The sequence below is a fragment of the Flavobacterium panacis genome, from assembly GCF_024649945.1.
In the GTDB taxonomy this organism is placed as follows: domain Bacteria; phylum Bacteroidota; class Bacteroidia; order Flavobacteriales; family Flavobacteriaceae; genus Flavobacterium; species Flavobacterium panacis.
The window spans coordinates 101,592-118,280 of sequence record NZ_JANKMS010000004.1 but is presented as its reverse complement, the minus strand read 5'-3'; the positions used below and the strand labels follow the sequence as shown (position 1 = coordinate 118,280).

Genomic DNA, 16,689 nt, shown 5'->3' with positions numbered 1-16,689 from the left:
CAATAAAAATAATCCATTTACTATGAGAACAAAATTATTTTTCTTCGTCATTCTGTTAGTAACATATGGTGGCTATGCACAACAAGATGCACAGTTTACACAATATATGTACAACACAATTAACATAAACCCTGCTTATGCTGGTTCTCGTGGCGCATTAAGCGTTTTTGCTTTACATCGTGATCAATGGGTAGGACTGGATGGTGCTCCTAAAACCAATACTATTTCTATTAATACACCAATAAATAATAGCAATCTCGGACTTGGAGTTTCGCTGGTTAATGATAAAATTGGACCTACTAATGAAAATCAATTTTCTGTAGATCTTTCTTACAGTGTACCCACATCAGAGAATTGGAAACTTTCATTTGGTATAAAAGGTACAGCTGATATTTTTAATCTAGACGTCACAAAACTAAATCCAGAAACTGCTGGAGATCCACAATTTCAAAACTTAAATAATGATTTTTCGCCAAATGTAGGAGCTGGTGTTTACTGGCATTCCAACAAAGCTTATATTGGATTATCGGTACCCAATTTCATTCAGACCAATCGTTATGATGATAATGATGTTGCAATTTATAAAGACAAGATCAATTATTATTTAATAGGTGGTTATGTTTTCGATTTTTCTCAGGAAATAAAATTTAAACCCGCAGTGCTGACAAAAATGGTTGAAGGAGCTCCTCTTCAGGTAGATGTATCGGCAAACTTTATGTTTTTTGAAAAACTAACCCTTGGAGTTGCCTACAGATGGGATGCCGCAGTAAGTGCGATGGCAGGTTTTCAGGTTACGGACGGATTATACATTGGTTATGGTTATGATAACGAAACAACCCGATTAAAAAGATATAATTCGGGTTCACATGAAATCTTCCTTCGTTACGAATTATTCAAAAACAACGGTAAAATGACAACTCCTCGTTTCTTTTAAAAAATTGGATCATGAAAAACTATACACTACTTTTCCTTACAATTATAAGTTTCTTTTCATTTAGCACTTACGCACAACAGGCAAAAATAAATTCTGGCGATAAGAAATATGATAGTTATGCTTATGTTGACGCCATTAAAACCTATGAAAAAGTGGCTGCCAAAGGTTACAAATCTGAAGATATGTTTAAAAAATTAGGTAATGCCTATTATTTTAATTCTAATTTTGAAGGAGCTGCAAAATGGTATGGTGAGTTATTTGCCATGAATACAACTGTCGAACCAGAGTATTATTACAGATATGCCCAATCTCTAAAATCTACAGGAGATACTGGCAAGGCTAATAAAATGCTTAATGAATTTAATGCAAAATCCAAAAACGATTCGAGAGCTAAATTCTACAAAGCTGATGGCAATTATTTGGATGAAATTAAAGCCAATTCAGGAAGATACAAAGTAGAAGATGCTGGTATAAACAGTAAATACTCCGATTATGGATCATTTGTTTACAACAATAAAATTTATTTTGCATCGGCAAGAGATACTGGGAATTTCTCGCAACGCAAACATAAATGGACTGGCGAATATTTTACAAATATTTACAATGCCGATCTAAATCCAGAAACAGGTAATGCAACAAAAGTAAACAAGTTTAAATCTGCGATTAATACAAAATTCCACGAAGCTTCTCCTGTTTTTACTAAAGATGGAAAAACAGTTTACTTTACCAGAAACAATTATATTGACGGTAAAAAAGGAAAAGACGATCACAGAACTACTTTGATAAAGATTTACAAAGCTACTTTAGACGAAAAAAACAAATGGAACAACATTATAGAACTTCCGTTTAATAGCAACAATTACAGCGCAGGTCATCCTGCTTTAAGTCCAGATGAGAAAACTTTATATTTTTCTTCTGATATGCCAGGCTCTATCGGACAATCTGATTTATATAAAGTCAGTATTAATTCAAATGGAGGTTTTGGAACTCCTGAAAATCTTGGAAACACTATCAATACAGAAGGAAAAGAAACCTATCCGTTTGTAACAGACGAAAATGAAATTTACTTTTCATCTGACGGTCATCCCGGATTAGGAGGTTTGGATGTTTTTGTGGGCAGTATTGATGATAATGGAAAAATTGATAATATCCAGAACGTTGGCGGAGACATCAATTCTCCTAAAGATGATTTTGCTTATATTATTGATACCAAAACAAGAAGAGGCTTTTTTTCTTCTAATAAGGACGGCGGACAAGGTTCTGATGATATTTATAAATTCTTAGAAACAAGAAAATTAAAATGCATTCAGGAACTTGAAGGAATTGTCACTGATTCTGAAAGTGGAATTGTTTTGCCTGGAGCTAAAATTACTTTGTATGATGATAAAATGGCGGTTAAAAATTCTACTATTACGGATGGATCAGGAAAATATGTTTTCCCTGTAGAATGTGGTAAAACCTATTTTGTAAGAGCCGAAAAACCAGAATATACAACCAAAGAAATACCCGTTACCATTTCAAAATCAACTGGAAAAACGAACTTACCAATTGCCTTAGAAAAATCAAATTGCCAAGTTACAATTGGAGACGATTTGGGTAAATGTTTCGGAATCAAAATGATTTATTTCGATTTGGATAAATCTGATATTAGAAGAGAAGCTGCTTTAGATTTAGAAAAAATATTAGTGGTTTTAAACGATTATCCAAACATGAAATTAGATATTCGTTCGCATACAGATAGTAGAGCAACACATAAGTACAACGAAGCTTTATCAGATAGAAGAGCAAAATCTACAATTAAATGGCTTATTAAAAACGGAATAGCTGCAAACCGATTAACAGGAAAAGGCTTTGGAGAAACTCAGCTTGTCAACAAATGTTCTGATGGAGTAAAATGTACTGAAGAAGAACACCAAGCCAACAGAAGAAGCGAATTTATAATAACAGGTTTATAACCAAAACTCACGATCAAAACCAAAAAGCTGTCTGTATTTTACAGGCAGCTTTTTTTCTAAATAAAAAGTCGTTGCAACTCTATGAATTACAACGACCTCTAAAAAACCAACCTGTTCAATATACGTTTAAATCTTAACAAAAATGTTAGTGTAATATTTTTTACCTGTAGCAGCGTCTGTTGTTACAGATAATCCGAAGTGCGTATAATCACCTTCGATATTCTCTTTGTGGCCTGGACTCTCCAGCCAGGCTCTCAAAGCCGCTTCAGGAGTTTTATAGTTGTAGGCAACGTTCTCACCAACTTTTTTAGCTCCTAAAACATTTGTAATATTTTTAGATCTTTCCACAAAATCATTATGATTAACAACATTGTTTTCAATCATATAGAGATTATGTTCTTCACATTTAAAAGAAATATGATTGATTCTTTCCAAAGCATTTAATCCTACACTTAAGCGGTGTTCGTTTATGAGTTTCATAGTTTGCAACTCAGTGTCGTTGTAGGTATAATTGGTAACAAGCGCTTTGACCGAACTATTATCCACGCTTCCAACGGCAGTATCTGCAGAACATGCGTTCATTGCGACTAGAATCGCAATGAACAACATGGTGCGCTTAATCTTTTCCATAATCAACAGCATTTTAGCAGTTTAAAGTAGATGTTGGGGCAAATCCTTTAAATTTATTTTTGAATAATTTGTCGTCTAATTTTCTATACCAAACATATTCAATTTACCGTTAAACTACAAATTTAATCGATGAAATGCATTCGATTTTTTAATACTAATATATTTTTCTTACATATCAGGAAGAAAGTCGCTCAATTTTCCATGAAAAGTCAGATTGACTGGTATAACGTATTCTGTCATGCAGACGATTTGCTCTCCCCTGCCAAAATTCTACCTGTAACGGTGTGACAATATATCCTCCCCAATTTTCAGGTCTCGAAATCGGTTTTCCTTCAAACTCTGTTTCCAACTTTTTCAAGTTATCTTCTAAGAAAGTTCTAGAAGGAATAACTTCACTTTGATGCGAAACTACAGCGCCGAGCTTACTTCCTTCAGGACGAGAATCAAAATAATTATCAGAGATAATTTCTGAAGTCTTTTGTACAATTCCTTTTATAATAACCTGACGTTCCATTTCCTGCCAGAAAAATGACAAACAAACATTCGGATTGGCTTCTATTGCTTTTCCTTTTTCAGAATTATAATTGGTATAAAATACAAATCCTTCTTCCGAGAATTTTTTCAATAACACTACACGAGATTTCGGAAATCCATCCAAACCAATTGTCGAAACCGTCATGGCATTTACTTCTCCGCTTCCACCAAAATCCTCCACTTCATGAAACCAACGGTTAAAAAGATTAATCGGATCTTCTGGAATATTACTTTCAAGCAATTCACTTTTCTCGTAAGATTTTCTATAATTACTTAAATCACTCATAGTTTTTAGTTTTATTTGTTTCAGGTTTCAAGTTCAAAAACTCAGAACCTCAGCATCTTAGAATCTTAGCACCTTTTAAAACTCAAATGAAACTCCATCATCTCCCAAAAGTACATTCGCGAAAATCGTTTCTGCTTCTTCTTTAAAACGCTCAATTCCGTCATAACGTGTAGAATAATGACCTAGAATTAATTGTTTTACATTAGCTTTTAATGCAATAGTCGCCGCTTCTTTGGAAGTTGAATGAAGTGTTTTTTCAGCAAGTCTCGCTTCAGAATCTAAAAACGTCGATTCATGGTATAAAATATCAGTATTCGCAATAATTGGAATTATTTCTTCATTATAAACCGTGTCCGAACAAAAGGCATAACTTTTTGTTGGTTCAGGATCAAAAGTAAGTTTCTCATTTTCAATTACAGTTCCATCATCCAAAGTAACATTACCGCCATTTTTTATTTTTTGATAATAAGCCACATGAATATCATACTGCTGAACAGCTTCTACATTCAATTTTCGTTCAGCTGGTTTTTCCTGAAATAAAAATCCGTTTGTATAAACGCGGTGTTTCAACGGAATTGTTTTGACAATTACTTTGTTATCTTCAAAAACAACTTCACTTTCTTTTGATTCTAATTCATGAAAAAACAAACTGTACGTAGTCCACGATTCTGTCAATTTTAATTGAAGCAGAATCAGTTCTTTAATTCCTTTTGGTCCATAAATATGTAAATCGGTTGTTCTTCCTAAAAGTGAAAAAGTCGAAATTGTTCCAATCAATCCATAAAGATGATCTCCATGAAGATGGGAAATAAAAATGTAATTAATTTTAGAGAATTTAATCTTGTTCTTTCGAAGCTGAACCTGAGTTCCTTCACCGCAGTCAATTAAAAAAAGTCTGTTTCTGATTTCTAAAACCTGCGAAGTCGGGTTTGTAAGTGTTCGTGGAGTTGCGGCATAACAGCCAAGTATTGTTAGTTTCATTTACTAATTTTAGATTTTAGATTGAAGATTTTAGATTAACTAATTTTTAGATTTAGTATTAAAAAAAATCTAAAATCTAAAATCAGAAATCCAAAATTAGAATCCGAGGTCTCTTTCGATTTCTTCCATTTCGATAATATCGTGTGCTTCCAAAAGTGAAGGAACCACTGCTAATTTATCTGAAATAGCATTAAAATCAAGATCAGAAGCCACAATTACAAAAGATTTTTTTGCTTTTTTATGTGCTTTAGAAAGCGGTAAAAAAGCTTTTAAATCTTTTTCTGTAATCGCATCAGCTGATAAATCGATTATAATATTTTGTTTTTCAAAGGTTTTAAATTGCTGCGTCACATTTTCAAGGAAAGCATTTACATCTCCTTGTGTGTCTTTAATAGTAACGGTATGTCCTTTTTGATCTACTTTCATTTTTTAATATATGGGGCTTGTATAAAAATTGATTTTCTGAGAGCTAAGGTACGAAGTTTTTTATAGTTTTCAGTCGCAGTCACAGTTTTCAGTTTCTTACTATGACTGTAAACTATCTCTTTAAAAGAGTTTTCAGTCGCAGTTTTCAGTATTCAGTTTCTAACTATAACTTCAAACTTTCCGTTTAAAATAGTTTTTAGTCCCAGTTTTTAAGTTTCCGTTAACTGAAAACTGCGACTGCGACTGAATACTAAATCTACTGTATTTTAGAAGCTAAAAGATAAATAACCGCCATTCTAATCGCTACACCATTCTCTACCTGATTCAAGATCACAGAATGATCAGAATCAGCAACTTCGGAAGTAATCTCTACTCCTCTATTAATTGGTCCTGGGTGCATAATTACGATTTCTTTTCCTAGCGAATCCAAAAGCGGTTTGTCTACTCCGTACTGTTGTGCGTATTCACGCGTTGATGGGAAGAAGTTTACGTCCATACGTTCGTTTTGTACACGAAGCATATTGGCAACATCACACCATTCTAAAGCTTTGCGTAAATTCGGTTCAACCGTAACACCAAGAGATTCAATATATCTTGGAATTAACGTTTTTGGTCCGCAAACTTTTACTTCTGCACCTTGCATTTGCAAAGCATATATGTTGGATAAAGCTACTCTCGAATGCAGAATATCACCCACGATAACCACTTTTTTACCCGCTACATCACCTAGTTTTTCTCTGATAGAATAACTGTCCAATAAAGCTTGAGTCGGGTGTTCGTGTGCGCCGTCACCTGCGTTTACGATACTTGCTTTGACATTTTTAGATAAAAAATAAGCCGCTCCGGGATTGGAGTGGCGCATTACAACCATATCAACTTTCATCGAAAGGATATTATTTACAGTATCAATCAAGGTCTCTCCTTTTTTAACCGACGATTGAGCTGCAGAAAAACTGATTACATCAGCAGATAAACGTTTCTGCGCTAATTCGAAAGAGAGTTTGGTTCTGGTACTGTTTTCGAAGAAAATATTGGCAATGGTAATATCTCGTAATGAAGGAACTTTTTTAATTGGTCGGTTAATGACTTCTTTAAAATGATCTGCCGTTTCAAAAATCAGGTTAATATCATTTTCATTGATATATTTTATACCTAATAAATGATTTACGCTTAATTCTTTCATTTTTCTTTCTTTAATATTATTGGTCAAATTACTGAATGCCGAAATATTCGACATTCCATGCTTGTTTAAAGAGCAGCTACTCTATTCCGTCATCCTTTCGACAACTTCACTGTAATCCTGCAAATCTCTTCCGTCTTCATCATAAATTTGCTTCCATCTGAAACCTGGGATTTCTAACTTTCTTTTAGCAGAACCATCCCATTTTACTTCAAGACCATTATTTCTTAGAACTTCTACAACTTTATTTCCAACTTCAATTGTCGTCGCTTCATCAGAATTATCTACTTTCTGAAAAGCGATAAACAAACTCGGATCATCTTGCATTACAGCTCTCGCCAAATCCTGTTCGTGATAAAAGCAATAACCGTCAGATTCTACGCCGCTATTTCTGAGATCTCTTTCGACTTCGACAACTTCGTATTCTCCGTCGCTTGTCGTATATCCAGCATTGTGAAGTGCAATGATATTCTGATCACATAAATCATCAAACGCATTTATAAGCTTTTCAGTATCTGTTGGGCTTTCCCAATTTTTACTTTCTTCTAATAACTTTTGGTATTCTTCGTCGATTTTTTCAAAAGCCCAAGCTTCTGAGATTTCCTCTTCAAATTCGTTATCTTCAATTTCTTCCATAATGTTATCCTTGATATCATCAATAGAAAGAAATCCCATTCTTACCTGATTAAAAATTGACTCATAAATAAACTCTTCGTTCTCTGTCATGCTATATTGTTTAATCATTTATTGCTTAATCGTTAAAATGTCGTTTTGCCGATTAAACTAATAACCGGTGAACCGATTAAACTAATTTGTAACCAAATGAACTACATCTTCGCCGTCGTTTTCTTTCCAGCTTACAATCACTTTTTCACCATTAATAGCATCTACCTGACGACCGCGATAATCGGGTTGAATTGGTAAATGACGGCTGAAACGTCTGTCAATTAAAACTAACAATTCGATTTCTGAAGGTCTTCCAAAAGATTGAATGGCAGTTAATGCAGAGCGAATGCTTCGGCCCGTAAACAAAACGTCATCAATAAAAATGACTTTTTTGTCTTCGACTATAAAATTGATTTGAGTTTTGTTGGCTTCGAGTGGCTTTTCTGTACGACGAAAATCATCTCTAAAAAAAGTGATATCCAAATAACCCAAAGAAATTTCAGGAACTTGGTACTCGTTTTCTAATATTTGTTTTAAACGTTCAGCTAAAAAAACGCCTCTTGGCTGAATTCCCACTAAAATAGTATTTGAAAAATCAAGATGTTTTTCGATTAACTGACAAGCCAAACGGTGAAGTATGATAGTAACTTCTTTTGAATTAAGTAATACTTTCTGGCTCATAATTAATTGTAATGATTGGTCGGGCAAATATACGGAATCTGATTTTATTTGTTGGGGTGTTGAGAAAGGAAATATTTTTTGCATTTTATATTTTACTTACCCTTTTATAATATATTTTCGTATTCTAAATTTTTTTATTTCATAAGTTTCAATACAAAATGACAAATAATCAAACTTTAATTGAAAATGTAAGACTTGCTATTAATCCTAAATTTCAAGATTGGGTTTTATTTCAAAATGGCAGTTACATTGTTTTTAACAATACAGATGCGATTGAAGACATAAGGAAAGAAGCTATAAAGATTATGGCTGAATATGGTCCTGTTCATATAGGATCTCCTGCCGGTGATTTTGGAGTTACCACACTTAAAAAGGCCGAAGGATGGTCTATATCGGGACATTATTACGGAATGTATACCTACGTTCATCCTTCAGAAATAAAGACACCAACTAGCAATGAAAGTGAAATTGGCATATTTGGTCGTTCAAAAAGAGACTTAGATGGTCAAAATCCAATCATTATACATATTAACAGAAAAGATATTGATGTAAAATTAATCGCTGGATTTACTGGCATAAAAAAGATCCCTCTCCCTTTTGTCTGGGCAATCAACAATTACAACCCGAAATTAATTTTAAAAGAAGAATCCTTTGAACACAGAGGCGGTTTTTGGGGTAAAACTGAATATTATGAAAATATCGAAAAAATTGACATCTATTTAGCTTACAAGACCACAAATATTGAAATCACTAAAATAAATTCTACATTTACTTTTGTTGGGAATACAAACAATAACCTAGAACTAAAAAAATGTTTAGCATTCTTTCATGAAAAAAAATGCAATCTGACACAAAAAGCATTAGATTTTTTAAATCAGTGATATTATAGTTAAATCCTAATTGACAGCATCGGAATGAAAGGGGCTCTTCAAAAAATTCTTCTAAAACCAAATAACATATTTTTATTGGACAGCTTTGGGGCTTTGCTAACTACTCTTCTGCTCTATTTTATTCTTAGAAATTTTAACGAATTTTTCGGTTTATCAAAAAATGTTTTTGAATACCTTTCAATTATTGCATTTAGTTTTTTCATTTATTCGATCAGTTGTTATTTTTTCGTCAAGCGAAATTGGAAATCGTTTTTAAAAGTAATCTGTACTGCTAATATTCTTTATTGTGTTTTGACACTTTTGATTATGATTTACTATTACGAAAGTATTTCTGTATTTGCCATCATTTATTTTTTAACTGAAATCATCGTTATTACCGCACTCGTACTTTTGGAAATAAAAACAATGCGAAGCTAAATCGTTAAACATTTCCTTAAAAATTCTATAAAACATTTCTCTGATTTTTAATTAATTTTAAGTCAAATTCAAAAACTTAGAAATCATGAGAAAAATAATCGTCATAACCATGATTACCATCGATGGTGTCATGCAGGCGCCTGGTGGTCCGGAAGAAGATACTTCGGATGGTTTTGAATATGGAGGTTGGGTAGCGCCTTTTGGAGATGAAGAATACGGCAATGTCATGCAGGAACAAATGAAACCTGCCGATATTCTTTTAGGCAGAAAAACATTTGATATTTTTGAAGATTATTGGCCCAAAAATGCTGAAGGCTGGCCGGGAATTAATGAAGTTACCAAATACGTTTTATCTTCTACGAGAAAAAACTCAGATTGGGAAAACTCAGAATTTCTATCGTCTCTAGACGACATCAAAAAACTTAAAAATTCTGAAGGCGGATCTATTAAAGTTTGGGGAAGCGCGACACTTGTTCAGCTTTTGCTTGAACATGATTTAGTTGATGAATTTGCTCTTCTAATTTATCCTATCGTTCTTGGTAAAGGAAAAAAACTATTCAAAGATAGTGCAACTCCGTCAGGATTTACCTTAGCAGAAAGTACCGTTACGCCCAGCGGAGTAATTGCTGTAAGCTACAAAAAAGCAGGAAAAGTCAAAACGGGAACTATAGGAGAATAAAGAACCTATTTAACCAAAGAGTCGAAATCAAAATCCTAAAACATTTCTCAAAAATTCTATAACACATTTTCCTGATTCTTGAAGTAATTTTAGTATTGAACTTAAAAACTCAAAATCATGCAAAATAAAATACTTAGATTGTTAATGGTATTTGTAATACTATTTTCATTTACAAGCTGTGAACTAGTAGGAGACATTTTTAAAGCCGGAATGGGATTCGGAATCTTTATCGTAATCTTTATCATTGCGATTATTATCTGGATCTTCGCTAAAATGTTCGGAAAGAAATAAATAAAATAAAATTTACAAATTAAAAAATCCCAAATTCCAATTAAACTTGGAGTTTGGGATTTTTTTATGGTTGTAAAACTTTGTCAAAGTTTGGAATTTGGAATTTTCCTATTGGAATTTCAAAAACTAAAGATTGTACATCTTCTTTCTTTGTTCCTGAATCTTTTCATCATCAAGATATTCATCAAATGTCATGTAACGATCGATAACTCCGTTTGGCGTCAATTCTACAATTCGGTTACCAACAGTTTGTGCAAACTCGTGGTCATGAGTTGTGAAAATTACAGAACCTTTAAAGTTTTTCAATGAGTTGTTGAAAGCCGTAATAGACTCCAAATCTAAGTGGTTTGTTGGCTCATCAAGCATCAAAACGTTAGCACGCTCCATCATCATTCTAGACAACATACAACGCACTTTTTCTCCTCCTGATAAAACTCTAGACGTTTTTAAAGCTTCTTCTCCAGAGAAAATCATTTTCCCTAAGAAACCTCTAATGAAAACCTCATCACGCTCTTCTTCTGTTTTAGCGTACTGACGTAACCAATCTACTAAACTTAAATCATTTTCGAAGTATTTGTGGTTTTCAGCTGGTAAATACGCTTGGTTGGTTGTAATTCCCCAATCGAAAGTTCCAGAATCTGCTTTTTGTTCGTTATTTAAAATTTCGTAGAAAGCAGTTGTCGCACGTGAATCTTTAGAGAAAAGAACGATTTTATCGCCTTTCGCCATATTCAAGTTAATATCTTTAAATAAAACTTCGCCATCTACAGATGCCGATAAGTTTTCTACGTTTAAGATTTGATCTCCAGCTTCACGATCCTGATCGAAAATAATCGCAGGGTAACGACGGCTTGAAGGTTTAATTTCAGAAATATTCAATTTCGAAATCATTTTTTTACGAGAAGTTGCTTGTTTCGATTTCGCCACGTTTGCACTAAAACGACGAATAAATTCTTCCAATTCTTGTTTCTTCTCTTCTGCTTTTTTGTTTTGCTGTGCACGTTGTTTTGCCGCTAATTGGCTAGACTCGTACCAGAACGTATAGTTTCCTGAGTAGTGATTGATTTTTCCGAAATCAATATCAGAAATATGTGTACAAACCGCATCTAAAAAGTGACGGTCGTGAGATACAACGATTACAGTGTTTTCGTAGTTTGCCAAGAAGTTTTCTAACCAAGCGATTGTCTCGAAATCCAAGTCGTTGGTAGGCTCATCCATAATCAATACATCAGGATTTCCGAAAAGTGCCTGCGCCAAAAGCACACGTACTTTCATTTTTCCTTCCATATCAGCCATTAAAGTATAATGATCTGCTTCTGTGATTCCTAAGTTAGATAACATTGAGGCTGCGTCAGAATCGGCATTCCAACCGTTCATTTCTTCAAACTGAACTTGAAGCTCTCCAATTCGGTCCGCATTGGCATCGTTATAATCTAAATAAAGTTCATCCATTTCTTTTTTAACAGCATACAAAACTTTATTCCCCATTAAAACGGTTTCCAAAACAGTATGTTCGTCGAACATGTTGTGGTTCTGGTTTAAAACCGACATACGTTTTCCTGGCTCTAAGTGAATATGCCCAGAAGTTGGGTCCATATCACCTGAAATGATTTTTAGAAAAGTAGATTTTCCAGCACCATTGGCTCCAATAACTCCGTAGATGTTTCCGTGAGTGAAAGTTGTATTTACTTCATCAAATAAAATCCTTTTACCAAATTGAACTGATAAATTATTGACTGTTAACATGAATGTCTTTTTAATTAATTTGGTGCAAAAGTAGTGAAAAAGGTTCTAAGTTGCAAAGATGCTAAGGTGCTAAGGTTTTTTTATATCCGAACGAAAATTCTCTCGCAATAAAGTTTTGTTTTGCCAGATTATTTACACACAATCTTGTCATTTCGACGAAGGAGACCCGAGCGATAGCGAACAGGCGAAGCAAATCTTCGCAAGAAACTCTACAAAGATTGGCTTATCAGTGCGGAGCTACTTACGGAGATTTCTCCTTCGTCGAAATGACAAAAATGGGGTTACTTTGCTTAAAAACTTTTTGCATTTGCGACTTTTCGAGATTCAACTACAACTTACTTTCTTTCGCTAAAGCGACCTCTAAACTCTCGAAATTTGGAAGCACTTTTGAAATTAAGCCTTCTTTGTTGATGATAAAATGTGTTGGAAAAGAATTCAACTGTAAAGCATTATTCATGTATTCTTTCATATCTGGAATTACAGAATAAGACAATGGTTTTCTCGCTAAAAACGTTTTTAATTGTTCTGGAGAATCTTCGGCTAAACTTATAAAAACAATATCTTTTCTGTCTTTATAATCTTCCACTAATTTGTTCACTTGAGAAAATTCCCTAATGCAGGGCGCGCAGTGAATATACCAGCATTTTATTACGATAATTTTCCCTTTCATGGATTCGTTCGTAAGCAGATTTCCGTTCAAATCTTTAAATGAAAATTCAGGAAAAGCGGTTCCTTCCATTTTGAAGTTTTTGTAAGCATCAAAACCAATTTGATTGATTGTTGCTTTTATGCTTGAGTCGGTTTTGGGCTGAATTTTGAATAGCTTGTAAACGCAACTATCTTTTTCAGATTTTATTTTTATCGGAATGAAGTTTCCATTTGCCAATTGATCTAAAAAAGTTTCTTTAGTTATTTCTTTTGATTCAGCATCCAATGCTTTGAAATCTCTGGAAAGCATAATCCCTTTATTATAAACCGACCATTGCTCGTAGGTTTTCTGAATTTGTAAGGGATCAACTTCTGGATTTCCGAATTTATTTTGGGAATTTAAAGAAAAAACAAAAAGAAAAGTAACTAGACTGAAGAATTGACGCATGGATTCTGAAACATTGTATTTGATTTCAAAAGTAATCAAAATTTAGTTTTACTTAACCGTAAAGCTTACTAAACGGTTAAGCTTGCTTTATTTCTAATTTTTAAGTTTTGGTAAGAAAGAAGTATCCATAGTATATTTTGAAGGATTTTCTGGATCAATGAAAACTCTAACAGTGTCTGTTTTTACAAAATCTGTAGGATCAAACCAAATGTTATCACTTTTAAAAACATACAATTCATCGGTCTTTGGATCCTGCCATTGACTTAAAATTTGAAAAGGATTTCGACCGTTTAATGTTTGATTGGTATTTAATTGCACTTGTGTAAATTTTGCTGCAATAGGTTTTCCTGTTTCGCGTAAATTTTGCGTTTTTCTTTTTTTAAGCCAACGGAATACAATTCCTAAAGAACCTATTAAAAAGAAAACTGTCCCTACAACTCCTAAAATCAATACGCCAAGCCATAGCGACACAAAACCTTTTATTTCAGCTTTATTAGGGTTTTCTGGATCATAAAAAACTTCCACTTTCTCCCCAACATCATAACTCGGCGGACTACTGCTTACTGATGAATGATGCATAATGGTTTGACCCGTTTTTGTTGTAAAAGAAAACACAGGACTATAAGTTGTTGATTCTTTAGAACGTTTCGGAATCAGTTCTGTAACGGTTCCCTGCACGGTTTCTGCTTTCGCTAAAAAAGCTTGTTTGTCTACATAAAGATAAATTGCTCCAGCCAGTAAGCCAGCACCAACAATAGAGAATACAAAATTAAAAATTGAAAAAATTTTCATTAGTTATGGGTTTGATTAGTTGTGGTAAAAATAACGTTAAAAGAGTTTCTTCCTAATAAATTGAAACTTTTTTTTAATAAAAAAACCTGACAACGAATTGCCAGGTTTTATAAATGTCCTCGTATAGGTAAAAACCAAATAACAAATTACCTAAACTCGGTACATTGTTTTGAAATAAAATTTAGATTAAAAAATAAATAACCAAACTCAATTTTAACCCACCAAAAATTTTACCTCAATTAATTTTCATGAACTTTGTTATTAACTCTTGAAAATATATCTTAAACCAATCAAATGGAATTGACCAGCAAAACATCTTTGTAAATATCTCTGCCAAATTGTTTTCTGGCAGAGATAAATCATTTTAAATCAATAATGGCAATAAATTACTAAACACTAATTCAAACTAATTTTACAATAATTTCTTCAAGCTTGTATAAACACCTAGTTCTACATCTGCATGATCTTTTGTATTACAATCTTCTACTAGATTTTTCAAATTACTAGAAGCTGATTTATTATCCAAAACCAATAATAATTCCTGCGAAGCATCGCTTAACTTTTTAGATAAAGGAAGTATCGGCTGTACCAATGGTGCATTGGCACTAAGTGCTGTCAAATCTTTGTGTACCGCAATCCATTTATTGAAAAATGCCGCGACTTTGGCTTTATTTTCTGCCGATTTATTGGCTAAATACTGACTTACTGCAGTATCAAATGCTAAAGAATCTTTCGAATCTGGACCGCAAGCGTCTGCGAATAAAGTAAACGGAGAGTACATTTGATATTCTGTTCCACCTTTGTTACGAGTGTATCCTTTTAATGGTTCGCTCACATACGAAAATTCTTCAAGCGGTTTAATATCTTGATTATTTGCAATATTTCTAAGAATCACATCTTTGTTGCGAATGTGTGTAACGCCTAATTCTTCCAATCTGAAAGAAACAGTTTCTAAACGTTTACGCATATTTTCGACATCAGTAATATCTTCTGCAGACCAAAGTCTTTCTGCAATTGCCGCTGTTCTTGGCCAAAGTCTTGAATCGATTGTTTCAGATGTCGCTAATTCTGTCCACATGGTTGCTTCACCTCCCAAAATTCTTGCTTTTTCTTCTGCTGAAAGAGTAACTCCTTTTGGCATTGGATCATTTAGATAATGACTAGCAATTGGATACATTAAATCAATATAATATCCGTTTGACAAAACTGTTTTGTATCCTTTTTTCACAGCATCTACCAAAGATTGTCCAGCTGTCATTCCTTCATTTGGACCTCTCCACGAGTGAACAATTGCTTCTTTAGATAAATCCTTAGTTAAGATTTCCTCCCAGCCCATTAACTGTTTTCCATGTTTTTTCAACATCGGAGCCAATTGCATAGTGAAGTAAGTCTGTAATTCGTGATTGGTTTTTAAGTTGTGTTTCTTTTTAAATTCTTGAATTTTCGGATTTGCATCCCAATCTTTTCCTTCGTTCTCATCTCCTCCAATATGAAAATAAGCACCTGGAAATAAAGGACAAACCTCATCAAAAACTTCACTTAAAATTTGATATGTTTTAGGATTTGAAGGATCTAATGTTGGAGAAAAAATTCCCGCATTTCTTTCAATTCCATAGGTTGCAATTGCTGTACCTTGAATATTTTTTTCGGATGTTCCTCCTGTCAGCGTAATTACTTTACTTCCAATTTCTGGATAAGCCGTCAAAATTGCTGATCCGTGACCTGGAACATCTATTTCTGGAACAATTAAAATACCGCGCTCATCTGCATATTTTACGATATTTTTAATTTCCTCTTGTGTATAATAAAGTCCATCTGATGCTAATTCGATAAACTTGGTGTGTTTTTTCATTTCGATTCTCCAGCCTTGATCGTCAACCAAATGCCAGTGAAAAACATTCATTTTCATTGCTGCCAAAGCATCTATATTTCTTTTGATTACATCAACTGGCTGAAAATGTCTTGAAGCATCAATCATTAAACCTCTCCAAGTAAATCTTGGAAAATCAGATATTTTTGAAACCGGAAAGTAAAATGACGATGCATTATTCTGCAGCATTTGTAATAAGGTTTCCAAGCCATGTAAAGCACCTAAATCACTTGACGCATTTATGATAATTTTATTCGAAGCAATATCCAAGTGATAACTTTCGTCTTCATACAAACCAATTTTTCCACTTTTAGTACAATTGATTTGCAATTCTGCGTTTGGAACCTCGTTTAATTTTGTAATAAATCCTTGTTGGAAAAACATACCTGTTCTACCATCTAGTCGGCGCAAGAAACGCGTTACTCCTCCAAAAATTCTTGGATTGGGATTACCTGTAATATTTACTTTAAAATTTTTATTCAAAGTAAAATTACCTTCATTAACAACAACATTCTGAGGCCATGGCATAAGATTGAGCTGCTCTTTCTGAATCTGAGCGCCTGCAGATATGCCTGCAAACAATAGTACAAATAGATATTTCATTTTTCTTTTTTTTGGTTTGGATAGTTTTTAAG

Annotated in this window: 16 protein-coding genes; 5 read left to right on the top strand and 11 right to left on the bottom strand. The window is 33.5% G+C overall.

All coding sequences use genetic code 11. The annotated features are described in order from the left end of the window. Nucleotides 1–22: 22 nt before the first annotated feature. Entirely contained in the window at nucleotides 23–934 is a 912-nt protein-coding gene (locus NQQ59_RS10720; protein ID WP_144219131.1) for a PorP/SprF family type IX secretion system membrane protein, read from the top strand. A gap of 11 nt (nucleotides 935–945) precedes the next feature. After that, entirely contained in the window at nucleotides 946–2,889 is a 1,944-nt protein-coding gene (locus NQQ59_RS10715; RefSeq protein WP_144219130.1) for an OmpA family protein, read from the top strand. 126 nt (nucleotides 2,890–3,015) lie between these two features. Here the strand turns inward: NQQ59_RS10715 and NQQ59_RS10710 are convergent, their stop codons facing one another. The 7 genes from NQQ59_RS10710 to pyrR form a co-directional block, all read right to left on the bottom strand. Then, a complete protein-coding gene (locus NQQ59_RS10710; RefSeq protein ID WP_186296640.1) occupies nucleotides 3,016–3,519 on the bottom strand; it encodes a CAP domain-containing protein in 504 nt (167 codons plus the stop codon). Between the two features lie 175 nt (nucleotides 3,520–3,694). Further along, nucleotides 3,695–4,339, bottom strand: a complete 645-nt coding sequence (gene pdxH, locus NQQ59_RS10705; RefSeq protein WP_144219129.1) for a pyridoxamine 5'-phosphate oxidase — start codon at nucleotides 4,337–4,339, stop codon at nucleotides 3,695–3,697. Between the two features lie 75 nt (nucleotides 4,340–4,414). After that, on the bottom strand, nucleotides 4,415–5,320 hold the full coding sequence (locus NQQ59_RS10700) for a ribonuclease Z (RefSeq protein WP_144219128.1): 906 nt from the start codon (nucleotides 5,318–5,320) through the stop codon (nucleotides 4,415–4,417). 96 nt (nucleotides 5,321–5,416) lie between these two features. Continuing rightward, nucleotides 5,417–5,746 (bottom strand): ribonuclease Z, encoded by a 330-nt coding sequence (locus tag NQQ59_RS10695; RefSeq protein WP_144219127.1) that lies wholly within the window; start codon nucleotides 5,744–5,746, stop codon nucleotides 5,417–5,419. A 256-nt stretch (nucleotides 5,747–6,002) separates the two neighbouring features. Further along, on the bottom strand, nucleotides 6,003–6,929 hold the full coding sequence (locus tag NQQ59_RS10690; protein ID WP_029273654.1) for an aspartate carbamoyltransferase catalytic subunit: 927 nt from the start codon (nucleotides 6,927–6,929) through the stop codon (nucleotides 6,003–6,005). Between the two features lie 81 nt (nucleotides 6,930–7,010). Continuing rightward, on the bottom strand, nucleotides 7,011–7,652 hold the full coding sequence (locus tag NQQ59_RS10685; RefSeq protein ID WP_144219126.1) for a DUF6891 domain-containing protein: 642 nt from the start codon (nucleotides 7,650–7,652) through the stop codon (nucleotides 7,011–7,013). Nucleotides 7,653–7,733: 81 nt separating this feature from the next. Next, the gene (gene pyrR, locus NQQ59_RS10680; protein WP_144219125.1) at nucleotides 7,734–8,273 is read right to left on the bottom strand and encodes a bifunctional pyr operon transcriptional regulator/uracil phosphoribosyltransferase PyrR; all 540 of its coding nucleotides are present in this window, start codon (nucleotides 8,271–8,273) and stop codon (nucleotides 7,734–7,736) included. Nucleotides 8,274–8,431: 158 nt separating this feature from the next. Between pyrR and NQQ59_RS10675 the strand changes: the two genes are divergently transcribed. The 3 genes from NQQ59_RS10675 (at nucleotide 8,432) to NQQ59_RS10665 (ending at nucleotide 10,550) form a co-directional block, all read left to right on the top strand. Further along, nucleotides 8,432–9,154 carry a hypothetical protein gene (locus NQQ59_RS10675; RefSeq protein ID WP_186296639.1) on the top strand — a complete coding sequence of 241 codons (723 nt, stop codon included), beginning with the start codon at nucleotides 8,432–8,434 and terminating at the stop codon, nucleotides 9,152–9,154. Between the two features lie 511 nt (nucleotides 9,155–9,665). After that, nucleotides 9,666–10,259: a dihydrofolate reductase family protein gene (locus tag NQQ59_RS10670; RefSeq protein ID WP_144219124.1), complete on the top strand. Its 594-nt coding sequence runs from the start codon at nucleotides 9,666–9,668 to the stop codon at nucleotides 10,257–10,259. Between the two features lie 117 nt (nucleotides 10,260–10,376). After that, nucleotides 10,377–10,550, top strand: a complete 174-nt coding sequence (locus NQQ59_RS10665; RefSeq protein ID WP_186296638.1) for a hypothetical protein — start codon at nucleotides 10,377–10,379, stop codon at nucleotides 10,548–10,550. A 126-nt stretch (nucleotides 10,551–10,676) separates the two neighbouring features. Here the strand turns inward: NQQ59_RS10665 and NQQ59_RS10660 are convergent, their stop codons facing one another. From NQQ59_RS10660 to NQQ59_RS10645, 4 genes are all read right to left on the bottom strand, one after another. Beyond that, nucleotides 10,677–12,296: an ABC-F family ATP-binding cassette domain-containing protein gene (locus NQQ59_RS10660; RefSeq protein ID WP_144219123.1), complete on the bottom strand. Its 1,620-nt coding sequence runs from the start codon at nucleotides 12,294–12,296 to the stop codon at nucleotides 10,677–10,679. 328 nt (nucleotides 12,297–12,624) lie between these two features. Continuing rightward, on the bottom strand, nucleotides 12,625–13,431 hold the full coding sequence (locus tag NQQ59_RS10655; RefSeq protein ID WP_257698205.1) for a TlpA family protein disulfide reductase: 807 nt from the start codon (nucleotides 13,429–13,431) through the stop codon (nucleotides 12,625–12,627). 54 nt (nucleotides 13,432–13,485) lie between these two features. Continuing rightward, nucleotides 13,486–14,184, bottom strand: a complete 699-nt coding sequence (locus NQQ59_RS10650; protein ID WP_144219122.1) for a DUF3592 domain-containing protein — start codon at nucleotides 14,182–14,184, stop codon at nucleotides 13,486–13,488. 412 nt (nucleotides 14,185–14,596) lie between these two features. Next, entirely contained in the window at nucleotides 14,597–16,657 is a 2,061-nt protein-coding gene (locus NQQ59_RS10645; protein ID WP_144219121.1) for a beta-N-acetylhexosaminidase, read from the bottom strand. Nucleotides 16,658–16,689 lie beyond the last annotated feature (32 nt).

Excerpts from the sequence above, each read along its gene's own strand:
- NQQ59_RS10720 (WP_144219131.1), top strand. The coding sequence starts at position 23 with ATGAGAACAAAATTATTTTTCTTCGTCATTCTGTTAGTAACATATGGT.
- NQQ59_RS10715 (WP_144219130.1), top strand. The coding sequence starts at position 946 with ATGAAAAACTATACACTACTTTTCCTTACAATTATAAGTTTCTTTTCA.
- NQQ59_RS10710 (WP_186296640.1), bottom strand. The coding sequence starts at position 3,519 with ATGGAAAAGATTAAGCGCACCATGTTGTTCATTGCGATTCTAGTCGCA.
- pdxH (WP_144219129.1), bottom strand. The coding sequence starts at position 4,339 with ATGAGTGATTTAAGTAATTATAGAAAATCTTACGAGAAAAGTGAATTG.
- NQQ59_RS10700 (WP_144219128.1), bottom strand. The coding sequence starts at position 5,320 with ATGAAACTAACAATACTTGGCTGTTATGCCGCAACTCCACGAACACTT.
- NQQ59_RS10695 (WP_144219127.1), bottom strand. The coding sequence starts at position 5,746 with ATGAAAGTAGATCAAAAAGGACATACCGTTACTATTAAAGACACACAA.
- NQQ59_RS10690 (WP_029273654.1), bottom strand. The coding sequence starts at position 6,929 with ATGAAAGAATTAAGCGTAAATCATTTATTAGGTATAAAATATATCAAT.
- NQQ59_RS10685 (WP_144219126.1), bottom strand. The coding sequence starts at position 7,652 with ATGACAGAGAACGAAGAGTTTATTTATGAGTCAATTTTTAATCAGGTA.
- pyrR (WP_144219125.1), bottom strand. The coding sequence starts at position 8,273 with ATGAGCCAGAAAGTATTACTTAATTCAAAAGAAGTTACTATCATACTT.
- NQQ59_RS10675 (WP_186296639.1), top strand. The coding sequence starts at position 8,432 with ATGACAAATAATCAAACTTTAATTGAAAATGTAAGACTTGCTATTAAT.
- NQQ59_RS10670 (WP_144219124.1), top strand. The coding sequence starts at position 9,666 with ATGAGAAAAATAATCGTCATAACCATGATTACCATCGATGGTGTCATG.
- NQQ59_RS10665 (WP_186296638.1), top strand. The coding sequence starts at position 10,377 with ATGCAAAATAAAATACTTAGATTGTTAATGGTATTTGTAATACTATTT.
- NQQ59_RS10660 (WP_144219123.1), bottom strand. The coding sequence starts at position 12,296 with ATGTTAACAGTCAATAATTTATCAGTTCAATTTGGTAAAAGGATTTTA.
- NQQ59_RS10650 (WP_144219122.1), bottom strand. The coding sequence starts at position 14,184 with ATGAAAATTTTTTCAATTTTTAATTTTGTATTCTCTATTGTTGGTGCT.
- NQQ59_RS10645 (WP_144219121.1), bottom strand. The coding sequence starts at position 16,657 with ATGAAATATCTATTTGTACTATTGTTTGCAGGCATATCTGCAGGCGCT.